18 protein-coding genes are annotated in these 17,506 nt (G+C 36.2%); 7 read left to right on the top strand and 11 right to left on the bottom strand.

Going from position 1 to position 17,506, the window contains the following annotated elements:
• The first annotated feature begins 2 nt into the window (after positions 1–2).
• From JO950_RS07525 to tsaB, 3 genes are read left to right on the top strand one after another with little or no spacing between them, the layout of a single operon-like run.
• Complete coding sequence (locus JO950_RS07525) at positions 3–1,385, top strand: TolC family protein (RefSeq protein ID WP_202702096.1); 1,383 nt, start codon at positions 3–5, stop codon at positions 1,383–1,385.
• A 6-nt stretch (positions 1,386–1,391) separates the two neighbouring features.
• On the top strand, positions 1,392–2,684 hold the full coding sequence (locus JO950_RS07520; RefSeq protein WP_202702095.1) for an efflux RND transporter periplasmic adaptor subunit: 1,293 nt from the start codon (positions 1,392–1,394) through the stop codon (positions 2,682–2,684).
• Between the two features lie 34 nt (positions 2,685–2,718).
• Positions 2,719–3,393: a tRNA (adenosine(37)-N6)-threonylcarbamoyltransferase complex dimerization subunit type 1 TsaB gene (gene tsaB / locus JO950_RS07515; RefSeq protein ID WP_202702094.1), complete on the top strand. Its 675-nt coding sequence runs from the start codon at positions 2,719–2,721 to the stop codon at positions 3,391–3,393.
• A 6-nt stretch (positions 3,394–3,399) separates the two neighbouring features.
• Here the strand turns inward: tsaB and JO950_RS07510 are convergent, their stop codons facing one another.
• The 3 genes from JO950_RS07510 to JO950_RS07500 form a co-directional block, all read right to left on the bottom strand.
• Positions 3,400–4,212 carry a mechanosensitive ion channel family protein gene (locus tag JO950_RS07510; RefSeq protein WP_202702093.1) on the bottom strand — a complete coding sequence of 271 codons (813 nt, stop codon included), beginning with the start codon at positions 4,210–4,212 and terminating at the stop codon, positions 3,400–3,402.
• An 87-nt stretch (positions 4,213–4,299) separates the two neighbouring features.
• The gene (locus tag JO950_RS07505) at positions 4,300–4,707 is read right to left on the bottom strand and encodes a YtxH domain-containing protein (protein WP_202702092.1); all 408 of its coding nucleotides are present in this window, start codon (positions 4,705–4,707) and stop codon (positions 4,300–4,302) included.
• A gap of 161 nt (positions 4,708–4,868) precedes the next feature.
• On the bottom strand, positions 4,869–5,768 hold the full coding sequence (locus JO950_RS07500) for a NifU family protein (RefSeq protein ID WP_202702091.1): 900 nt from the start codon (positions 5,766–5,768) through the stop codon (positions 4,869–4,871).
• Between the two features lie 146 nt (positions 5,769–5,914).
• Between JO950_RS07500 and JO950_RS07495 the strand changes: the two genes are divergently transcribed.
• The gene (locus JO950_RS07495; protein ID WP_202702090.1) at positions 5,915–6,904 is read left to right on the top strand and encodes a type IX secretion system membrane protein PorP/SprF; all 990 of its coding nucleotides are present in this window, start codon (positions 5,915–5,917) and stop codon (positions 6,902–6,904) included.
• A gap of 9 nt (positions 6,905–6,913) precedes the next feature.
• Complete coding sequence (locus JO950_RS07490) at positions 6,914–7,432, top strand: gamma carbonic anhydrase family protein (protein ID WP_202702089.1); 519 nt, start codon at positions 6,914–6,916, stop codon at positions 7,430–7,432.
• A gap of 81 nt (positions 7,433–7,513) precedes the next feature.
• Here the strand turns inward: JO950_RS07490 and JO950_RS07485 are convergent, their stop codons facing one another.
• The 5 genes from JO950_RS07485 to JO950_RS07465 all read right to left on the bottom strand — a co-directional run bounded on the left by JO950_RS07485 (position 7,514) and on the right by JO950_RS07465 (position 11,660).
• Positions 7,514–8,230, bottom strand: coding sequence for a LytTR family DNA-binding domain-containing protein (locus JO950_RS07485; RefSeq protein ID WP_202702088.1), 717 nt, complete (start codon positions 8,228–8,230; stop codon positions 7,514–7,516).
• A 137-nt stretch (positions 8,231–8,367) separates the two neighbouring features.
• A complete protein-coding gene (locus JO950_RS07480; protein WP_202702087.1) occupies positions 8,368–9,474 on the bottom strand; it encodes a sensor histidine kinase in 1,107 nt (368 codons plus the stop codon).
• On the bottom strand, positions 9,475–9,747 hold the full coding sequence (locus JO950_RS07475) for a DUF4907 domain-containing protein (protein WP_229999843.1): 273 nt from the start codon (positions 9,745–9,747) through the stop codon (positions 9,475–9,477).
• A 49-nt stretch (positions 9,748–9,796) separates the two neighbouring features.
• A complete protein-coding gene (locus JO950_RS07470) occupies positions 9,797–10,801 on the bottom strand; it encodes a kelch repeat-containing protein (RefSeq protein WP_202702085.1) in 1,005 nt (334 codons plus the stop codon).
• Between the two features lie 16 nt (positions 10,802–10,817).
• Positions 10,818–11,660: a DUF6268 family outer membrane beta-barrel protein gene (locus JO950_RS07465; RefSeq protein ID WP_202702084.1), complete on the bottom strand. Its 843-nt coding sequence runs from the start codon at positions 11,658–11,660 to the stop codon at positions 10,818–10,820.
• A 231-nt stretch (positions 11,661–11,891) separates the two neighbouring features.
• Between JO950_RS07465 and JO950_RS07460 the strand changes: the two genes are divergently transcribed.
• Together JO950_RS07460 and JO950_RS07455 are read left to right on the top strand one after the other, a co-directional pair.
• Positions 11,892–13,220 carry a DUF4270 family protein gene (locus JO950_RS07460; RefSeq protein ID WP_237732308.1) on the top strand — a complete coding sequence of 443 codons (1,329 nt, stop codon included), beginning with the start codon at positions 11,892–11,894 and terminating at the stop codon, positions 13,218–13,220.
• Positions 13,221–14,456: an aromatic hydrocarbon degradation protein gene (locus JO950_RS07455; protein WP_202702083.1), complete on the top strand. Its 1,236-nt coding sequence runs from the start codon at positions 13,221–13,223 to the stop codon at positions 14,454–14,456.
• A 4-nt stretch (positions 14,457–14,460) separates the two neighbouring features.
• On the opposite strand, the gene murI is transcribed toward JO950_RS07455, so the two are convergent.
• The 3 genes from murI to JO950_RS07440 all read right to left on the bottom strand — a co-directional run bounded on the left by murI (position 14,461) and on the right by JO950_RS07440 (position 17,480).
• Positions 14,461–15,237, bottom strand: coding sequence for a glutamate racemase (gene murI, locus JO950_RS07450; protein WP_202702082.1), 777 nt, complete (start codon positions 15,235–15,237; stop codon positions 14,461–14,463).
• Positions 15,238–15,950: 713 nt separating this feature from the next.
• Entirely contained in the window at positions 15,951–16,454 is a 504-nt protein-coding gene (locus tag JO950_RS07445; protein WP_017497918.1) for an OmpH family outer membrane protein, read from the bottom strand.
• Between the two features lie 15 nt (positions 16,455–16,469).
• Positions 16,470–17,480: an OmpH family outer membrane protein gene (locus JO950_RS07440; RefSeq protein ID WP_202702081.1), complete on the bottom strand. Its 1,011-nt coding sequence runs from the start codon at positions 17,478–17,480 to the stop codon at positions 16,470–16,472.
• Positions 17,481–17,506: the final 26 nt, after the last annotated feature.

The following is a 17,506-nucleotide window of genomic DNA, read 5'->3' as shown; positions in this document are numbered from 1 at the left end:
ATATGAAAATAAATAAATATAATAGTCTGGTTTTTGCGGTGTTATTCGGGTTTGGCTTGTCTGGTCAGGCGCAAACCAAGAAATGGACTTTGGAAGAATGTGTTCGTTATGCATTAGAAAATAATATCACAATAAAGTTGTCAGAACTGGATGTTCAAAATGCAGCGATTGACAAAAGGGCTGCCTTTGGAAGTTATCTTCCGTCAGTAAGCGGCAATGCATCACATTCCTGGAACATTGGTTTGAATCAGGATCTTACAACCGGTCTTTTGCGTAATCAAACAACACAGTATTCTTCTGTAGGTTTAAGTGCGGGAGTCGATATTTATAAAGGTTTGCAAATTCAAAATACGTATAGAAGAACAAAACTTGCCATCATAGCTTCACAGTATCAATTGATGAAAATGCAGGAAGATATTTCGCTGAATGTGGCCAATGCCTTCCTTCAGATCCTTTCGAATAAAGAAGATTTAAAAATAAAAAAAGAACAGCTAACGATTGATGAAAAACGTTTGGCTCGTTCAGAGGAAATGGTTAATGCCGGGACTATTCCCAGAGGTGATTTGTTTGATTTAAAAGCAACTGTAGCAACTGATAAACAAAATATCACCGTTTCAGAGAATAATTTCTTAATCTCAAAATTGAGTTTGGCCCAACTTTTACAACTAAAAGAATTTACAGATTTTGATGTGGTAGATGATACTAACGCAAAAGATGAAAATAACATTATGGCTCAAACTCCCGATGAGATTTACAATAAAGCAAAAGAAACAAGAACTGAACTAAAACTGGCACAAACCAATCTTGAAATTGCACAGAAAAGTGTTACCATTGCAAAAGGAGCTTATCAGCCAACATTAAGAGGATTCTATGGATTCGATACCAGAGCGAGTTACAGTGACCGAACCAGATTGGATGAAAATAATAAACCATACCTAGTAGGGCCGGATCCAATATTTCAACAGTTTAGTGACAATAAGGGACATAGTTTTGGATTTCGTTTAGATGTGCCAATTTTTAACGGTTTTTCAGTTCGAAATAATGTAGAGCGTAGTAAAGTAAGTTTAGAGAAATCTAAAATAGATTTAGAGCAAAAAAGTTTAGATTTGCAACGTAATGTTTATACAGCTTTTACAAATGCAAAAGGAGCTTTAAATACTTACGAATCGTCTACCGTAACATTAGAAGCAAGACAGCAGGCCTATAACTATGCGAAAGAAAAGTATGATGTAGGTTTAATGAATTCTTTTGATTTTACTCAGGCGCAAACATTGTTAACCAATGCACAGTCTGATGTGATCAGAACAAAATACGATTATATATTTAAAATAAAAATATTAGAATTCTACTTTGGAATTCCAATTGTTCCAATTGTTACAAAATAATTTATTATGTCTAAAAAAACGATTTATCTTTTAGTAGGTGGCGCAGTAGCACTTATTGCAGTTTTAGTTGGTCTTTCGAAAGCAGGAGTTATTGGGAATAAGGATGAAGGAACAGAAGTAGAAATTTCAAAAGTAATAGCTTCAACAATTGTTGAAACAGTTTCGGCAACAGGAAAAATCCAGCCTGAAATTGAAGTGAAGCTTTCGTCAATGGTTTCGGGAGAAATTATTGCGTTAAATGTAAAAGAAGGGCAGGTGGTTAAAAAAGGAGATTTATTGGTAAAAATAAATCCTGATTTGTACACCTCCGGTTTAGATCGTACTGTGGCTAATCTGTCAGGAACTAAGGCTGGTTTAACGCAGTCTGAGGCTAGTTATAATGAAGCAAAAGCAAATTACGACCGTAACAAAACGTTATACGAAAAAGGAGTAATTTCAAGATCAGATTGGGATAAGGCAATTTCGACTTATGAAGTAGCCAAGGCCACCAAGCAAAATGCATATTACAATGTTAAAAGTGCTTCGGCATCGGTTACAGAGGCCAGAGACAACTTAGGGCGTACTTTAATTTATGCTCCTGCTGACGGAACTATTTCAGTTTTAAATGTGGAACTGGGAGAGCGTGTCTTAGGAACGCAGCAAATGGCCGGAACGGAACTTTTACGTGTAGCCAACTTAAACAATATGGAAGTTGAAGTTGACGTAAACGAAAATGACATCGTTAAGGTGAAAATTGGTGACGAAGCTAACGTGGAAGTTGACGCTTATCTGAAAAAGAAATTTAAAGGTATCGTAACCAGTATTTCTAATTCGGCCAGTACAGCATTAACTTCTGATCAGGTAACAAATTTTAAAGTTAAAGTACGTATACTGAAAGAATCTTATCAGGATTTACTGGAAGGACAACCAAGTACTTATTCTCCTTTCAGACCTGGAATGACGGCTACGGTTGATATTCGTACCAAAACTAAAAACAATGTTTTGGCAGTGCCAATCAGTTCGGTTGTGGTTAAATCTGATACAGCCGCGGTAAAAGACTTTAAGGTAGAAGATCCAAACGAAGATAAAAAAGCAGCTCCGAAAAGCGATAAAAAGTTTGAGTGCGTTTTTGTAAAAGTAGGAAACAAAGCCCAAATTAAAATTATTAAAACCGGTATACAGGACGATACGAATATCGAAGTAATGACAGGATTGAAAGCAGGAGATGTTGTTATTACAGGACCTTATACCACTGTCTCTAAAGATTTGAATTCCGGAGATAAAGTAAAACTCAAAAAAGCAGATACTTCTAAGAAATAATTTGCGTCATAATAAAAATTTAAAATTACATACATTGTCTTTTATTCTCAATATTGAAACCGCTACCAAAAATTGCTCCGTATCCATTGCTAAAAACGGAGAAACCATTATATGCAGGGAAATTGCCGAAGAAGGTTATTCACATGCTGAAAAACTCCACGTTTTTATCGAAGAGGTAATTGCTGAAGCTGGTGTCGCGATTGAGGATTTAGTGGCTGTTGCCGTGAGTCAGGGACCAGGGTCTTATACCGGTCTGCGTATTGGGGTTTCGGCCGCGAAAGGATTGTGTTTTGCCTTAAATATTCCTTTGATTGCAGTTGATACTTTACAAACATTAGCTTCACAGGCTAAGGTTTCCGAAGGGAAAATTATTCCAATGCTGGATGCCAGAAGAATGGAAGTGTATAGCGAAATATTTGCAGCTGATTTAAAAGTGGAAAGAACAATTCAGGCTGAAATTATTACTGAGGATTCTTTTAAGGGGTATACAGAGACTGTGTATTTTGTAGGTGATTGTGCCGAAAAATGCAAAACAGTTTTAACCCAATCAAATTTTGTGTTTTTGGAAGAGATCAAATATCCTTCGGCTGCTGCGATGAGTAAGATCAGTTATGATAAATATCAAAAAAGCGACACTGTTGATGTCGCTTATTTTGAACCTTATTATTTAAAAGATTTTATGATGGCTCCTCCATCAAAAAAAGCATAAACCTTTTTATTTTTGAAGAGTATACGGCTGAACCGAAATTCCGGCTTCATCTAATGCCGCTTTACAATTCTCTAAAGTCTCAGAAAAAACAGCTCCATAATTAGCGTTTTTTGCCCATGGACGTACGGCAAACTCTACAGAACTTGCGGTTAAGTTTTTTACAAAAACCTCAGGAGCAGGTTTTTTAAGTACTTTTGGATTGTTGTTTAAAACGTTCAAAAGAATGTCCTTTGCCTTTTTTATATCAGAATCATACGAAACCGCAAAAGTCAAATCGGCTCTTCGTTCTCCTTGCATTGAATAATTGATAATGGTACCGTTTGATAAAGCTCCATTTGGAACAAAAACAGTTTGATTGTTAGCGGTTAACATCTTGGTTACAAAAATCTGAATTTCTACAACTGTTGCAATAACTCCACCTTGTGTTTCAATCGTATCGCCTACTTTGAAAGGTTTGAATACGATAATTAACATTCCTCCTGCAAAATTGGATAGAGAGCCCTGTAAAGACAAACCTACGGCAAGACCCATCGCTCCTAATATGGCAACAAAAGAGGAGGTTTCGATACCCAATTTTGAAATAAAGGTCACAAACAATAAAATTCGAAGTGCCCAAATCAATATGTCAGAGAGGAATCGGGTCAATGTGGGATCCAGATTTCTTTGGATCATTATTTTTGTGATGATTCTGCTGATTAATCGGATGGCATAGATTCCGACAAATAAAATGATGAATGCCGAGATTAATTTTGGAGAATAATCAATTAATACGTTAATAAATTTAGCAGCATAATTGCTAATCTGTTCTGAATTGTACATATTTTTAGAATAAAAAAACCTTCCCAAAGAGAAGGTATATTAGTTTTGCAAATATAAAAATATTTCCCGGTATAAGAAAAAGGAGTTTTATTCCTTGTTGGTAGTCCCATCAATAACATCATCAGCTTTAGTAACCGTTTTTTCGCTGCTATCCGTTACGGTTTCTGAAACAATTGCTTTAGTTTCTCCGGTTAGTTCGGTGGTTTTTTCTTTTACAGAATCAATTACATCGCTTATAGAATCAGATGCTTTTTCAACATACTCGCTAACAATATCTTTCGCCTGATGCGCATAATCCGTTGCTGTTTCAATCAGCGGTTCTGATGCTTCTTTGGCTTTTGCGAAAGTTTCTTCGGCGAAGGTTTCTGCTTTATCAATATAAGGAGCAGCGGCCTCTTTGGCTTGTTCAAAAGTGGTTTCGGCCTGATGTGCCAGATCAGTAGCAGAATCTTTGGCTGTGCCAAATAAGTTCTTAAAGAATGAAGATAATCCCATAGTCTTGATATTGATTGGTTTAGAATACAATATTAACTATTTTTAAAATAGTACAGCGTTATTTGATTAATAATTTGCTGATAATTAGTGAGATATATGTTTTAATTAAAAAAGCGCCTGCCAATGACAGACGCTTTCGGTATTTTATAAAGGATAAAAAATTAAGCGTTTACAGCCTCTACTTTTATGGCTTCGTCATTTAACATGCTTTTTAGCATATTTTCGATTCCGCTTTTTAAAGTAAAAGTTGAAGACGGGCAGCCACTACAAGCTCCTTGTAGAATTACTTTTACCGTTTTGTCCTCTTCATTATAAGAATCAAAAGCAATATTTCCACCGTCAGCAGCAACTGCCGGTTTTACATATTCTTCAAGAATGTTAATGATTTGTTGCGAAGTAACATCCAGTTTGTCAAATGCTTCGTCTTTTGTGATATCATTTTTTGTAGCCACTTCAATTAGACTTTCATCTAAAACAGTTCCTCCGTTTTCGATAAACTGCTTGATAAAAGTTCGTACTTCAAGTGTGATTTCCTGCCAGTCGTTGATGTCGTATTTGGTTACCGAAATATAATTTTCATCAATAAAAACTTCTTTTACATACGGGAATTTGAACAACTCTTTGGCCAGTGGAGAAGAAGCAGTCTGATCGATATTTTTATATTCAACCGCATTTCTTGTCAGCATTCTGCTCACCACAAATTTTAGAGCTGCAGGATTTGGAGTTGTTTCTCCATAAACGGTGATCGGCTGTTTTTTAGCTTTGGTTTCATCGGCATTAATGATTACGCCACCTTTGTCTACAAATGCAGTAATTTGTTCGGCAACGGCATCTTTTACATCCTCCCATTCTACAATACTATATCTTTCGATGGCGATAAAGTTTCCTGAAATATAAACGGTTTTTACAAACGGTAAATAAAACAATTGCTGTGCTAAAGGGGAGGCTTGTGCTTCGTCAATATTTTTGAATTCGAAACTTTGATTTTGAGTAATAAAATCTTCAAATTCGAACTTTAAGATTGTTGGATTTTGAGTTTCTTTTATGGTGATTTTTGTCATGAGTTGTAATTTTTTACAAATTTAGTAAAGTTATTTTTTGCTAATACCTACTATTTGATTTTTTAATAAAAGAATTAAGACTCTTTTCCAATAAATCTTATTAAATTTGTGGCGCCTCAAATTTATTAGATCAATATGATGTTTTTATGAAGTTTAGAATCAGAGTTTTATTGTTTTTTTTAATTGTATCAACCTACTCTTACTCACAAGAAGGGATACCAGTTTATTCGGATTATTTGTCAGATAATTATTACCTCATTCATCCGTCTATGGCGGGAGCGGCAAATTGTGCCAAAATTAGATTGACTGCCCGAAAACAGTGGTTTGGTCAGGAGGATGCTCCGTCTTTGCAAACCCTGACTTTTAATGGCAGGATAGGAGAGCGTTCAGGAGCCGGGATTATTATTTTTAACGATAAAAACGGTTACCATTCTCAAAAAGGGGTAAAACTTACCTATGCTCATCATATCTTGTTTTCCAGAGATGAACTCGATTTAAATCAGCTTTCATTTGGTATTAGTGGGGGAGTGATTCAGAGTCAATTGGATGAAACTAAATTTGGAACTACTTTTGACCCTATCGTTTTTGGTTCTATTCAAAAAGATTCGTACTTTAATTTAGATATTGGAGCATCGTACAACTATCTTGATTTTTATGCCCATGCAACAGTTCAGGGCGTTCTGGAAACCCGAAGAGAATTGTACACCGAATATGAAAGTAATAATCTGAGAAAGCTTCTTTTAAGCGCGGGATATGTTTTTGGAAAAAGAAGTAAAGTGACCTGGGAGCCATCTGTATTGTTTCAGGTGTTCGATAAAACAAAAGAAAAGACTATCGATTTAAACCTTAAGGCTTATAAAAATATGGATTTTGGAAGTCTTTGGGCTGCCTTGTCTTATCGAAAAGGTTTTAATGGTACCCAGTACGGCACTAATAGTGGAGTAGCTGCGCAAAAACTACAGTATATCACGCCAATCGTTGGGGTGAATTATAAAAATTTCATGTTTGCCTATACCTACTCTCAGGTTACCGGTGATGTGAAATTTGATACGGGTGGTTACCACCAAATTACACTGGGAATCAATTTATTTTGTAAAAAGGAACGTTACGACTGTAATTGCCCTGCCATTAATTAAAAATTTATTATGCTGATTAAATCTGTAAACGGAAAAACACCTTTGATTCCAGAAGATTGTTACGTGGCCGAAAATGCTACAATTGTAGGCGATGTGACTTTTGGAGATTCCTGCAGTGTTTGGTTTAATGCCGTTATTCGTGGTGATGTTAACTTCATTACTATTGGAAATAAGGTGAACATTCAGGATGGTGCTATCATCCATTGTACGTATCAAAAACACCCTACTATTATAGGCAGCAATGTTTCCATAGGACACAATGCCATTGTTCACGGCTGCACGATTCACGATAATGTTTTGATTGGTATGGGGGCTATTGTTATGGATAATTGTGTGGTTGAAAGCAACTCGATTATTGCAGCCGGTGCTGTCGTTACTCAGAATACGGTCATAACTTCAGGAAGTATTTATGCAGGTGTCCCGGCTAAAAAAGTAAAAGATATTGATCAGTCTGATTTTGCAGGCGAAATTGAGCGTATTTCAAACAATTACGTCATGTATTCCGGCTGGTTTAAAAACGAAGAATAAAAATAAAAATTTCAAAAATAAAATTCCAAATTCCAAGGTTTGACACTTTTGGAATTTGGAATTTTATTTTTGAAATTTAATCTAAAGGTTGATTCTTTCGAAGAAAGAAGTCTTATAGCTTTCACTAATAGGAATACGTTTATCACTAATCAAAACTTTATTCTTCTGAATGGATTTCACGTGTTTTATATTGATGATATAAGAGCGGTGAATTCGGGAAAAACCTTTGTTCGAAAGCAGATTTTCAAGCTTAATTAAACTGATTAGTGTGAGAGTAAATTTGTTATCAATAGTATAAATTTTTACGTAATCTTTTAGTCCTTCAATAAATAGAATGTCAGAGAAATTCATTTTTACATTTTCGTACTCCGCTCTTACGAACATAAAATCCTGTTCCAGTTCCGGCGAAGTAGTGTGTTCTGAAATAACCTGAACTGTTGTGGTCGGATTTAATACCTGCTGTGCCCGCACGACCGATTTTAAAAACCGGTGAAACGGAATGGGTTTGACCAAATAATCGACTGCTCCGAGGTTGAAACCTTCAACAGCATAATCAGAAAAAGCAGTTGTGAAAATAACCAATGGTTTTTTCTCGATCGTATTTAAGAAATCGATTCCTGAGAAATGCGGCATCTGGATGTCCAGAAAAATCAAATCAACATTGTTTTGATTGATGAAAGAAATGGCATCAATGGCATTGTTAAAAGTATGGATCAATTCGAGAGAATCTACTTTTTGAACAAAATCTTCCAGCAATTCAACTGCTAAAGGTTCATCGTCTATAATTACACATTTCATCTGTTGAAGTTTTAGTTTTAAAGTTTTGTTTAGCGCCAAAAGTACTTTTTAACCAATAAAATAAGTTTTAAAATTATCATAAAAATACGTAGAAGAACTTTTGGCTTTTATAACAAAGTAACCTTATGTAAAAAGGTTTAATCTATCGCGGTTTGAATTTTATCCAATTCCAAATTCAAATGCACGCGAAAAAATTCGTCGTCTTGTGTGATATCAAGTTTATGCGCATTGGGATAAAGTAGATCCAGTCGGTTTTGAATGTTGACCAGTCCAATTCCTGAGTTGTCAGGATCTTTACTATAGTCTTCAATCGTATTTTCAATCCAGAAATCCAGACTGCTGTTTAGAATGAATATTTTAATTTTTACGTGAGCAGCACCTTTGTAATCGGTTCCGTATTTGAACGCATTTTCGACAAAGGAAATCAATAATAAAGGTTCAATAAATTTGTTTCTGGTGTCTCCATGAACATTGATTACGATGTCTTCAATATTGTTTAATCTGAGTTTTTGCAATTCAATGTAGTTCTGGATGTAATTGATTTCTTTTTCTAAATCGACCGTTTTGTTATCGGTTTCATACAGCATATAGCGCATCAATTCTGATAAGGTAACGATCGCATCCGGAACTAAATCTGATTTTTTGTGTGCCAGAGAATAAATACTATTTAATGAATTGAATAAAAAATGCGGATTGGTTTGTTTGCGCAGATAGATCAACTCTGTATTGGTTCGGTGTGTTTCGGCGATTAATTTGTTTTGCTGATTGTTGTAAAATTCGGTCAGTGTTCTGATAACTGCACTAATGGTAATGATCAAAATATAAAAAAAAGAGGGACCGATTTTAAAAAATAAGGGCTGTTTTGTAGCCACAAAAGTCTTTAGTCTCCCGCCTTTATGGATCAGTTTAAGAACTTCCGGCGGCGGTAAAGCTTTTACGACTCGTGTCTGAGCAAAATCAGGAATAAAATAATTGAGTCTGATAACCATAAAAAGTAAAATCAGGGCAGATACAAACACAAAGTACAGCCAGTACTTTTTTTCCAACAGCAAAACAGGAACCAGATAAAAATAGTTCAGATAAAACAAAACAATTCCGGTACCCCACTGCACATAAAAATCAGGACTAACTTTAAACGGACTTTCATAAAATTGAATTAATGAAGTCAGAATAAAGAAAATCCAAATGATACCATGAAATAGAATTTTGTTTGAACTGGTATTTCTAATCGTATCTACTGTCATTTATAATTTTATTTTTAATAAAATTAAGTCATTTTTGGTTATTGTGGGGGATCTATTTTGATGGAGTCTGGTTACTACCAGCTGAGCCATTTTTAGAGCATCACTTTTTGTACTAAAGCTTTTAGAGTCGTTTATGACCGGAATAATAGCCTGCTTGATAATGATTTTATCCTTTAAAGCAATCGAATAACCCCAACCTGACGTAGTTTTGAAGGCTTCGATCGTAAAAGGTTCCTTTTTCGCACAGGCTAAAAATTGTAAAATAAGTGCCATAAGCAATACATTCTTGCGGATTTTACTCCAGAAGAACGGTATTTTTATTTTAGTTGTCATTACTTGTTTGTGCTTCTAACGGTTTAAATTCCCACGCATCATCAAAATAGGTTGAACCCGTTCTTCCCAGCATATAAAAACCACGATTGTTGATGGCAAAGCCAACGGCATCTGTTCTGGTCGCCCCTTCCATAGGTGTTTTTTCTGCCCATAAATCCGTGGTGGGGTTATATTCCCAGATGGTTTTGATGTTATCTCCTCCTACAACATATCCCAAACCATTCATGGCAAAAGCAGAGGCATTTGAGCGAACAACAGCATAATCATCATTGTAGGAGCTGTCGTCTTCAGTATCTTTATCAATGTCTCGTTTTCTGGTCCATGCCTCAGTCACGGGATCAAATTCCCAAAAATCCTCCTGATATACTCCGTTATTAATTCCCGTTCCCAAATAAACTTTATCGGCAATTACAAAAGCAGTGGCATTACGTCTTTTATTTCCGCTAAAACCATTTACAAGCGTCCAGCTATTGGCTTGATCGTTGTACTGATAGAAATCTTTCAGGTAATTTCCATCATAACCGGTTCCAAAATAGGCTTTTCCACCCGCCTGAAAACCTACCGCTGCGTAGCGGCCTGTTCCGGCAAAATCAGTCTTTTGGACCCAGGTATTGCTGCTGGGATCGTACTGATAAAAATCTTTTAATTTATTAGTTCCGTCATAACCCAAACCAATATATCCTTTTTGATTTAAGGCAAAAGCCGAGGCAGAACTTCTTCCAATACCCGGAAGATCCGCTTTTTGTTCCCAGTAATCTCCCGTTGAATTATACGACCATAAATCTTTCAGATAAACATCTCCGGTATAACCTGTTGCGACATAAGCAAAATCGCCAATGACAAAACTGGTCGCACTGGATCTTGCGGGTCCGTCGAATGCCGATTTTTTAACCCAGTTTCCTATTAGCTCCTCGCTGCTGTCATTGCTGCAGCTTATAAAAAAGAGACCAGAAAACAGCGTCGCGAATAGTATTCCTTTTTTTAAATTATTCATAATGTATTAAGTTTATTTATTGTTTGTATTTGATGCCAATTCCTAAGACATAACTGTTACCGGTATTAAAATCATAAACTCTATGATTGTCTTTGTCTGTTCTACTGTATTTCTTGTCAAAATCATAGCCGGCCTTAAAATTTAGAAACCAGTTCTTGTCTACATTTCTTTCATATTCGAATGCTGTAGTCATTTGCGACAGCGTAGCTTTCGCTGCGTTATCAATTGCTTGTTTTGCCTCATCCAGATGATAAAAATTACCGTTGAAGCTATTGGTCAGATTAAAAGTGTTGCGAATATTATTGGAGTACGAAATCTTTGAATCCGGGAAGCCAATTAGCAAACTGCTTTCATTGCTGAATTTATAATTGAAAGACACTACAGGTAAGAACTTAGGATTACCCAGTACAGCTGATCTCGAAATTCCAATTGTAAGTCTGGCTTTTGAATTGAACTGCTGACTCATTTCCAAACTTCCCAAAAGAGAAGTGTCATCCAGACCCGGACTGCTTTGAAAATTTACTGTGGGAACAATCGAAAAACTCATATTAAATGTATTGGAGAAATCATGTGAAATTTTAAAATTGTTTTTAATCTGATTGAAATGCTCCTGGTTCTCCTGTGTTTTGTAGCTGCCTGCTTCGTAATTCACGTTTAAATTCGAATACGCTAACGTGTTTGTTATTTTGTTTTTAGTATCAGTCTTTTTGCTGTAGGATAGAACAATACTACTTTCTGTAAAATCAGCTTTTGCAGTTGGCTCTGTTTTTAAATCCAGGTTAATGCCAATAGTCTCCTGAGCTTCCATACTGAAAAACGAAATCAAAAAAAACGAACGAATTAGTATTCTTATTTTCATTACTTATTTATTGGTTCAAAAGTAGGAGGCTAGTGGTTTTAAAAAAAAGAAGATATATGTATGGCGATTTTTGATAGACTAAACAGCCGATTTCAAAGCCGAACGAGGTATTTGATGATGTAGATCTGTTATAGATATTTTTTGGCTGTTTATAGTGTAAAAAAGCATGACGGTATATGTTATGATGTGTCGCGAAAGAGTGCCATTTATATTTGTTCAAAAAATTAGAATATGCACAAGTACATAGGAATGTTATTTTTGGCGATGACTCTGTTTTCATGCGGAACCGATTCGGATACGGGTGAGTTTGTAGTGGGGTCTGATTATCTGGCCGTGGGCAATAAAGTTATTTTGATTGATACGATGACTGTGGAGATGTCAACTATAAATTTTGACTCTTTGATTACCTCCGGGAAAAACCGTATTTTAATTGGAAATTATGAAGATCCTATTTATGGAAAAGTGAAATCGAACAGTTATTTTCAGTTGGCTTCCGATTCTTATTCTTTAAAAAATGACGGATCTGATACAGAATCCACCAATTATGTTTTTGATTCTATTTCGATGATTTTGAAATATGATAAATATTATTACGGAGATACCACTAGAGTACAGACCTTCAATATTCATCGTTTAAATCAAAAAGTAAAACCAAACATAAACGATAAGAATTTTTACAATAATTCGGTTTTAAGTTATAGTGATGAAAGTCTGGGGACCATTTCATACAAACCCAGGCCAGTAGGGAAAGATTCGATTAGTCTTAAGATGGACAATGCTTTTGGAGTCGCTCTTTTTCAGAAACTAAAAAAGAGAGAAATCACAGATTTTGATAGTTTCAGCGAATATTTAAAAGGACTTGTTCTGGTTCCCTCTGTTTCGAATTCAGCAAACGTTATTGGCTTTCATGTTGCGTCGAGTAAGGTACGGCTGTATTATTCCAAATATCAGGCGAATACGGAAGAAGTTCCATATATCTTAGATTTTAAGATTTCGGATGCACAAAAGCAATTTAATGCAGTCTCGTTAGATAAAACAGGAACTATAATTCAAAATCTGCCTGCCTCGAATAGCAAGCTGTCCAGTGCATTAACCAATCGTCAGGGATTTATTCAGTCCGGTACCGGAGTTGCCTGTCGGATTGATTTCCCGAACATCAAACAATTGAAACGTATTTCGGCTAATGGTGCGATTGTAGATGCGCAATTGTTTTTAAAGCCTGTAAACAATACGTATTCAGAAAAATATCCGCTGGAAGATTCTTTAAAAGTTTATGTTAGCGATAATTTAAACCGGATCAGTACTTCGTTGGTCAATTCGGCCGGAACGGCAGTATTTGGTATTCTGAACAAAAAGAAGGATGAATTCAATGAGAATGTTGGATACTCGGTCCCAATTGGTTATTTTCTGCAGAAAGAAATGCTGAAGCAATCTAGTTCCAGATCTTCTCTTATCCTCACTTTGCCAGGGATTTCTAAGACAGTTAACCGGATTGTTTTAGGCGATCAGAAACATTTGAACAATAAGCTCCTGCTTAAAATTTATTATATCTCTTATTAAATGAAAAGTAAAATTGCCTGTTTAAGCTGCCTCATTTTGATGTCGCTAACGTCGTTTTCTCAAAGTATTTCAAGTTCTCCCTACTCGCTGTATGGTTTAGGAAGTGTGTACGATTCTGATTTTGGAAACATTCCTTCTATTGGGTCTTCAGGAATTGCTTTGCCTTCTGCCACTTTTATCAACAATCTAAATCCGGCATCACTGGGATATTTGCCGCAGAATCATTTTATGTTTGATATTGGAGGAAAAGCTATTTCGACTACTTATCAAAGCAGTTCAAGAAGTGAAAGCCGCAATAATTTTCAGTTTTCCCATTTGGCTTTTGCTTTTCCGGTGACTAAAAACTCAGGATTTAGTATCGCAATACGCCCGTATTCAAGTGCTACTTTTAAAATCTCGAATTTAAAATTACCGATCGAAAACAGCCAGGATTTTTACTATCTAACGGCGACTGGTTCCGGAGGATTAAATAATCTGGATTTGTCTTACGGCTACCGATTTGGTAAGAAATGGTCTGTTGGAGCTTCGGCCTCTGTATTGTTTGGAAATACAAAAGACAACAGAAGCTTCTTAATTATGAATTCCATTACAAGTATTCAGAAAAAGACACATTACAATGGTCTTCGGGCAACAGTAGGTGCGCAGTACCAGGTGGATTCTACTCTTACCATTGCGACAACATTTAAAGTGCCGACCCAGATTAGAGCATCCAAAGTGCAAACCGTTCAAACTATTGCCGATGATGTTGTCACAACTATAGAGTCTGATGTGGCTTCAGGCACAGACGATTATTATATGCCTTTAGAAATGGGTATCGGGATCAGTAAACGCTTTAAGAACAACTTAAACATGACGCTGGATTACGAAAAAAGCTTGTGGGGCAGTACCAATCAATCTGAATTGTACGGCAATTTCGTAAATCAGGATCGGTTTGCCCTGGGATTCACATACAGTGGAAGGAAAAATATTCGTAAATATTGGGATAGGGTTCAGTATGCCGCCGGTGCAAACTTTGACACCGGTTATCTGGAAATTGATGGCAAAAGAATCCATAATGCCGCAATTTCAATAGGGCTTAATTTACCTCTGGAAAACACCTATTCGTCTTTAAATATTTCCTATTCGTACGGACAAAGAGGAAGGGTTTCGGATAACCTGATCAAAGAAAATTATCATAAAATATCCCTTAATTTATCCTTGGACGGAATTTGGTTCGTTAAGCGAAAATTTGAGTAACGAATTAAAAATCCTTCTCGATAACAGGGTATTTATGGTCTAAAATAGATTTTAAAACCTCGGGATTTGAATTGACATAAAATACGGGTTCGCTTTTCGGATTGGCAGTAAAACCAACGGTTTCTCGCAGGATATTTTGTGTTTGTCTGGCAACCGCTTCTCCTGAATCGATAATGTGAATGTGTTCCGGAAGTATCTTTTTGATTTGAGGAATCAGGTAAGGGTAGTGACTGCATCCCAGAACAAGATAATCGATATTGGCATCAATCATAGGGCGTAAATAGGATTCCAGTAACTGAGTCATTTCCGGAGAATATAAGTTCCCGTCTTCAATAAGCTGAACGAGCCCGTGACCTACTTGTTCGATAATAGTGGTATGCTGAAACATCTCAGCTGTTTTATTGAACAGTTCGCTGTTCAGTGTTCCTTGCGTGGCCAAAATTCCAATAACCTGGGTTTTCGAATTGTTGGCAGCCGGTTTAATTGCCGGTTCAATTCCGATAAAGGGAATATCATAATCAGCGCGAAGCTCGCGAATCGCATTGGTAGTAGCAGTATTGCAGGCAACCACGATCAGTTTACAGTTTTGTTCCAGTAAAAAATCTACATTTTTTTTACTTAGAGCAACAATCTCTTCTTTTGTTCTTTGACCGTAAGGAGCATTTTTGCTATCGGCTAAATAAATAGTCTTCTCGTTAGGAAGCAGATCATGAATGGCGTTCCAGATGGAAGTCCCTCCAATACCGGAATCAAAAACGCCTATAGGATTGTTGTTTGTCATAGGACAAATTTAATGTTTTTTGATATAAATGCATATCCCAATTGAAAGGAAATCTTTGAATGTTTTTGTTTTTAACGGCATTTTAACTTGAGTCGAATTGTGACAGTTTAACCGCAAAGAGCGCGAAGATTTCGGCAAGGTTCGTTATGTTTTTGTGGATTGGGAGTTAGATTTTGGAGTGATTGGAAGAGAAGTTTTCCAGAATCCTTTGTAAAAAGCATTTGGTTTACGGTTTGACTCTCAGATTGAATTATTTGAAGGCGATTGCTCTGAAAGAGCCCCAGCAACAGCATAGTGCAGCGCACTATCAATAAGAGTAATCATTGTAAAAGCCCTGAAGGGGCGAAAGCCTAATCACAAAGAAAGGCTCTTGTTTAATTTGATATTGTCTTTACAAAGTTTTTTTTGGGTAAAGACCTTTATAGACTCTATATGCTTTTGCCCTTTCAGGGCATTACTCACACTTAACTTAGTTCATAGTGCGTTGCACCATGTTTGTGATTATAGGCTTTCAGCCTTTATTATTGCTCTGAAAGAGCCTCAGCAATAGCATAGTGCAACGCACTATCAATAAGAATAATCATTGTAAAGCCCTGAAAGGGTGCAAGCCTGATCTCAAAAGAGAAGCATTTATCCTATTTCGGGGAGATGCATAAAAAAACGGTCCGTACTTTAAAGTGTACGGACCGTTTTTTATGTAAGGAATTCGTTTATTAGAATCCTAAATCTTTTTTTACATCAGCAGTAATGTTTGGACCATCAGCTAATAATAAAGTAGAACCGTCTAAAATGTATTGGAAACCTTTAGCTTTTCCAACTTTTTGGATAGAAGCTTTTACTTTTTCCATTAATGGTTTTACGATGTCAGTTTCTTTTTGTTGTAATTCTTTTTGAGCGTTGTCTCTGTAGTCAACAATTCTTTTTTGCATGTCCTGAACTTCTTTAGAACGTTCTCCGTTTACAGCATCAGTTACAGTTGCAGCTTCACCTTCGTATTTTTTGATTTTTACTTGATATTCGTCAACCATTTTTTTGTATTCAGCATCATATGTACCACTTAATTTTTGCAGTTGGTTTTGAGCGTCTAGCATTGCAGGCATTTTCGACATAATCTCGCTAACATCAACGTGAGCTACCTTAGCTTGCGCGTTCATCGTGTTACTTGCTCCTAAAACTAGTATTGCAGCAATTAGTAAAGTTTTGATTTGTTTCATCATTTTTAAAAATATTAATTAATTATTGGTCGTATTTGTTTTTTGTGTTTCGGCTTCTTTTGCTTTTTTCGCCGCTTCTCTTTCTTCTAAAATTTTCTTTCTTCTTTCTTCTAATTCTTTTTTGCGCTGTTCGTAAAGCTTTTGCCTTTCTTCAGCTTTATTTACAGCAGGCTGAGCCGGTGCTGTTCCTTCGGTTGGTGTGACAGCAGCTGGTTTAGCTGTTGTGCCATCCGTTTTAGCAGGCTCTGTTTTGGCAGGTTCAGAAACCGTGCCATTTTTTTTAGCATCCCTTTCGGCGGCTAATGCTTTTCTTCTGTCTTCGTATTCTTTTTTCTTGGCTTCCTGCTCAAGTCTTCTGTCTTCAATTAGTTTTGCTCTGGCTGCTTTTTTGTCATCAAGAGCTTTTTGTCGGTCCGCCATTGCTGGATTTTCATCAATTGCATTTTCCAGTTTTTCTTTGGCTTCCTGATCTTTTAATTGTTTTTTAGTCAGCTGCTCACGTTTGTCCGTACGGTTTAAAATACGGATTACCTGATCGCTGATGTCAAATTTCTTATTACTAAAAAGCATTGTTAAATCAGATGATTTGTCAAAGACAAAGTCGTAATTTTTTGCTTCAGCAATATCCTGAACTGCAGTAAAAACCTGGTCTTGTATTGGCTTTGCCAAACCTGCTTTCTGATGCATCAGATTTCCGTCAACACCAAATTGCTTTTGTTGATAATCCATCATTTCAGTTTCGAGAAATTTAATCTCGGTTTCTTTCTCATCAATAAGCTCTTTTGTCAGTAAAGCTCTTTCGGCTTTAAGGCTTTCTTTAAGATTATTGATGTCCAGTTTTTTGGTCTCTATTTCCTGTTTCCACTTTTGGGCCTTTAACTCTAATTGAGCCTTAGCTTCTTTGTAATCGGAAACATTTTCCAAAATATACTCCATATCGATGTAGCCAATCCTTGTCGTTCTTGTTTGAGCCTGACTTGTATTTGCTACAATCAGGGCTAAAAATATAAATAAAAATTGTCTTCTCATAACATTACTTTATTTGAAAATTTTTA

This window comes from Flavobacterium sp. UGB4466, assembly GCF_903469665.1.
GTDB classification, from domain to species: Bacteria; Bacteroidota; Bacteroidia; order Flavobacteriales; family Flavobacteriaceae; genus Flavobacterium; species Flavobacterium lipolyticum.
Note: the sequence above shows the minus strand (reverse complement) of the source record. Positions and strands in the feature narration are given on the sequence as shown.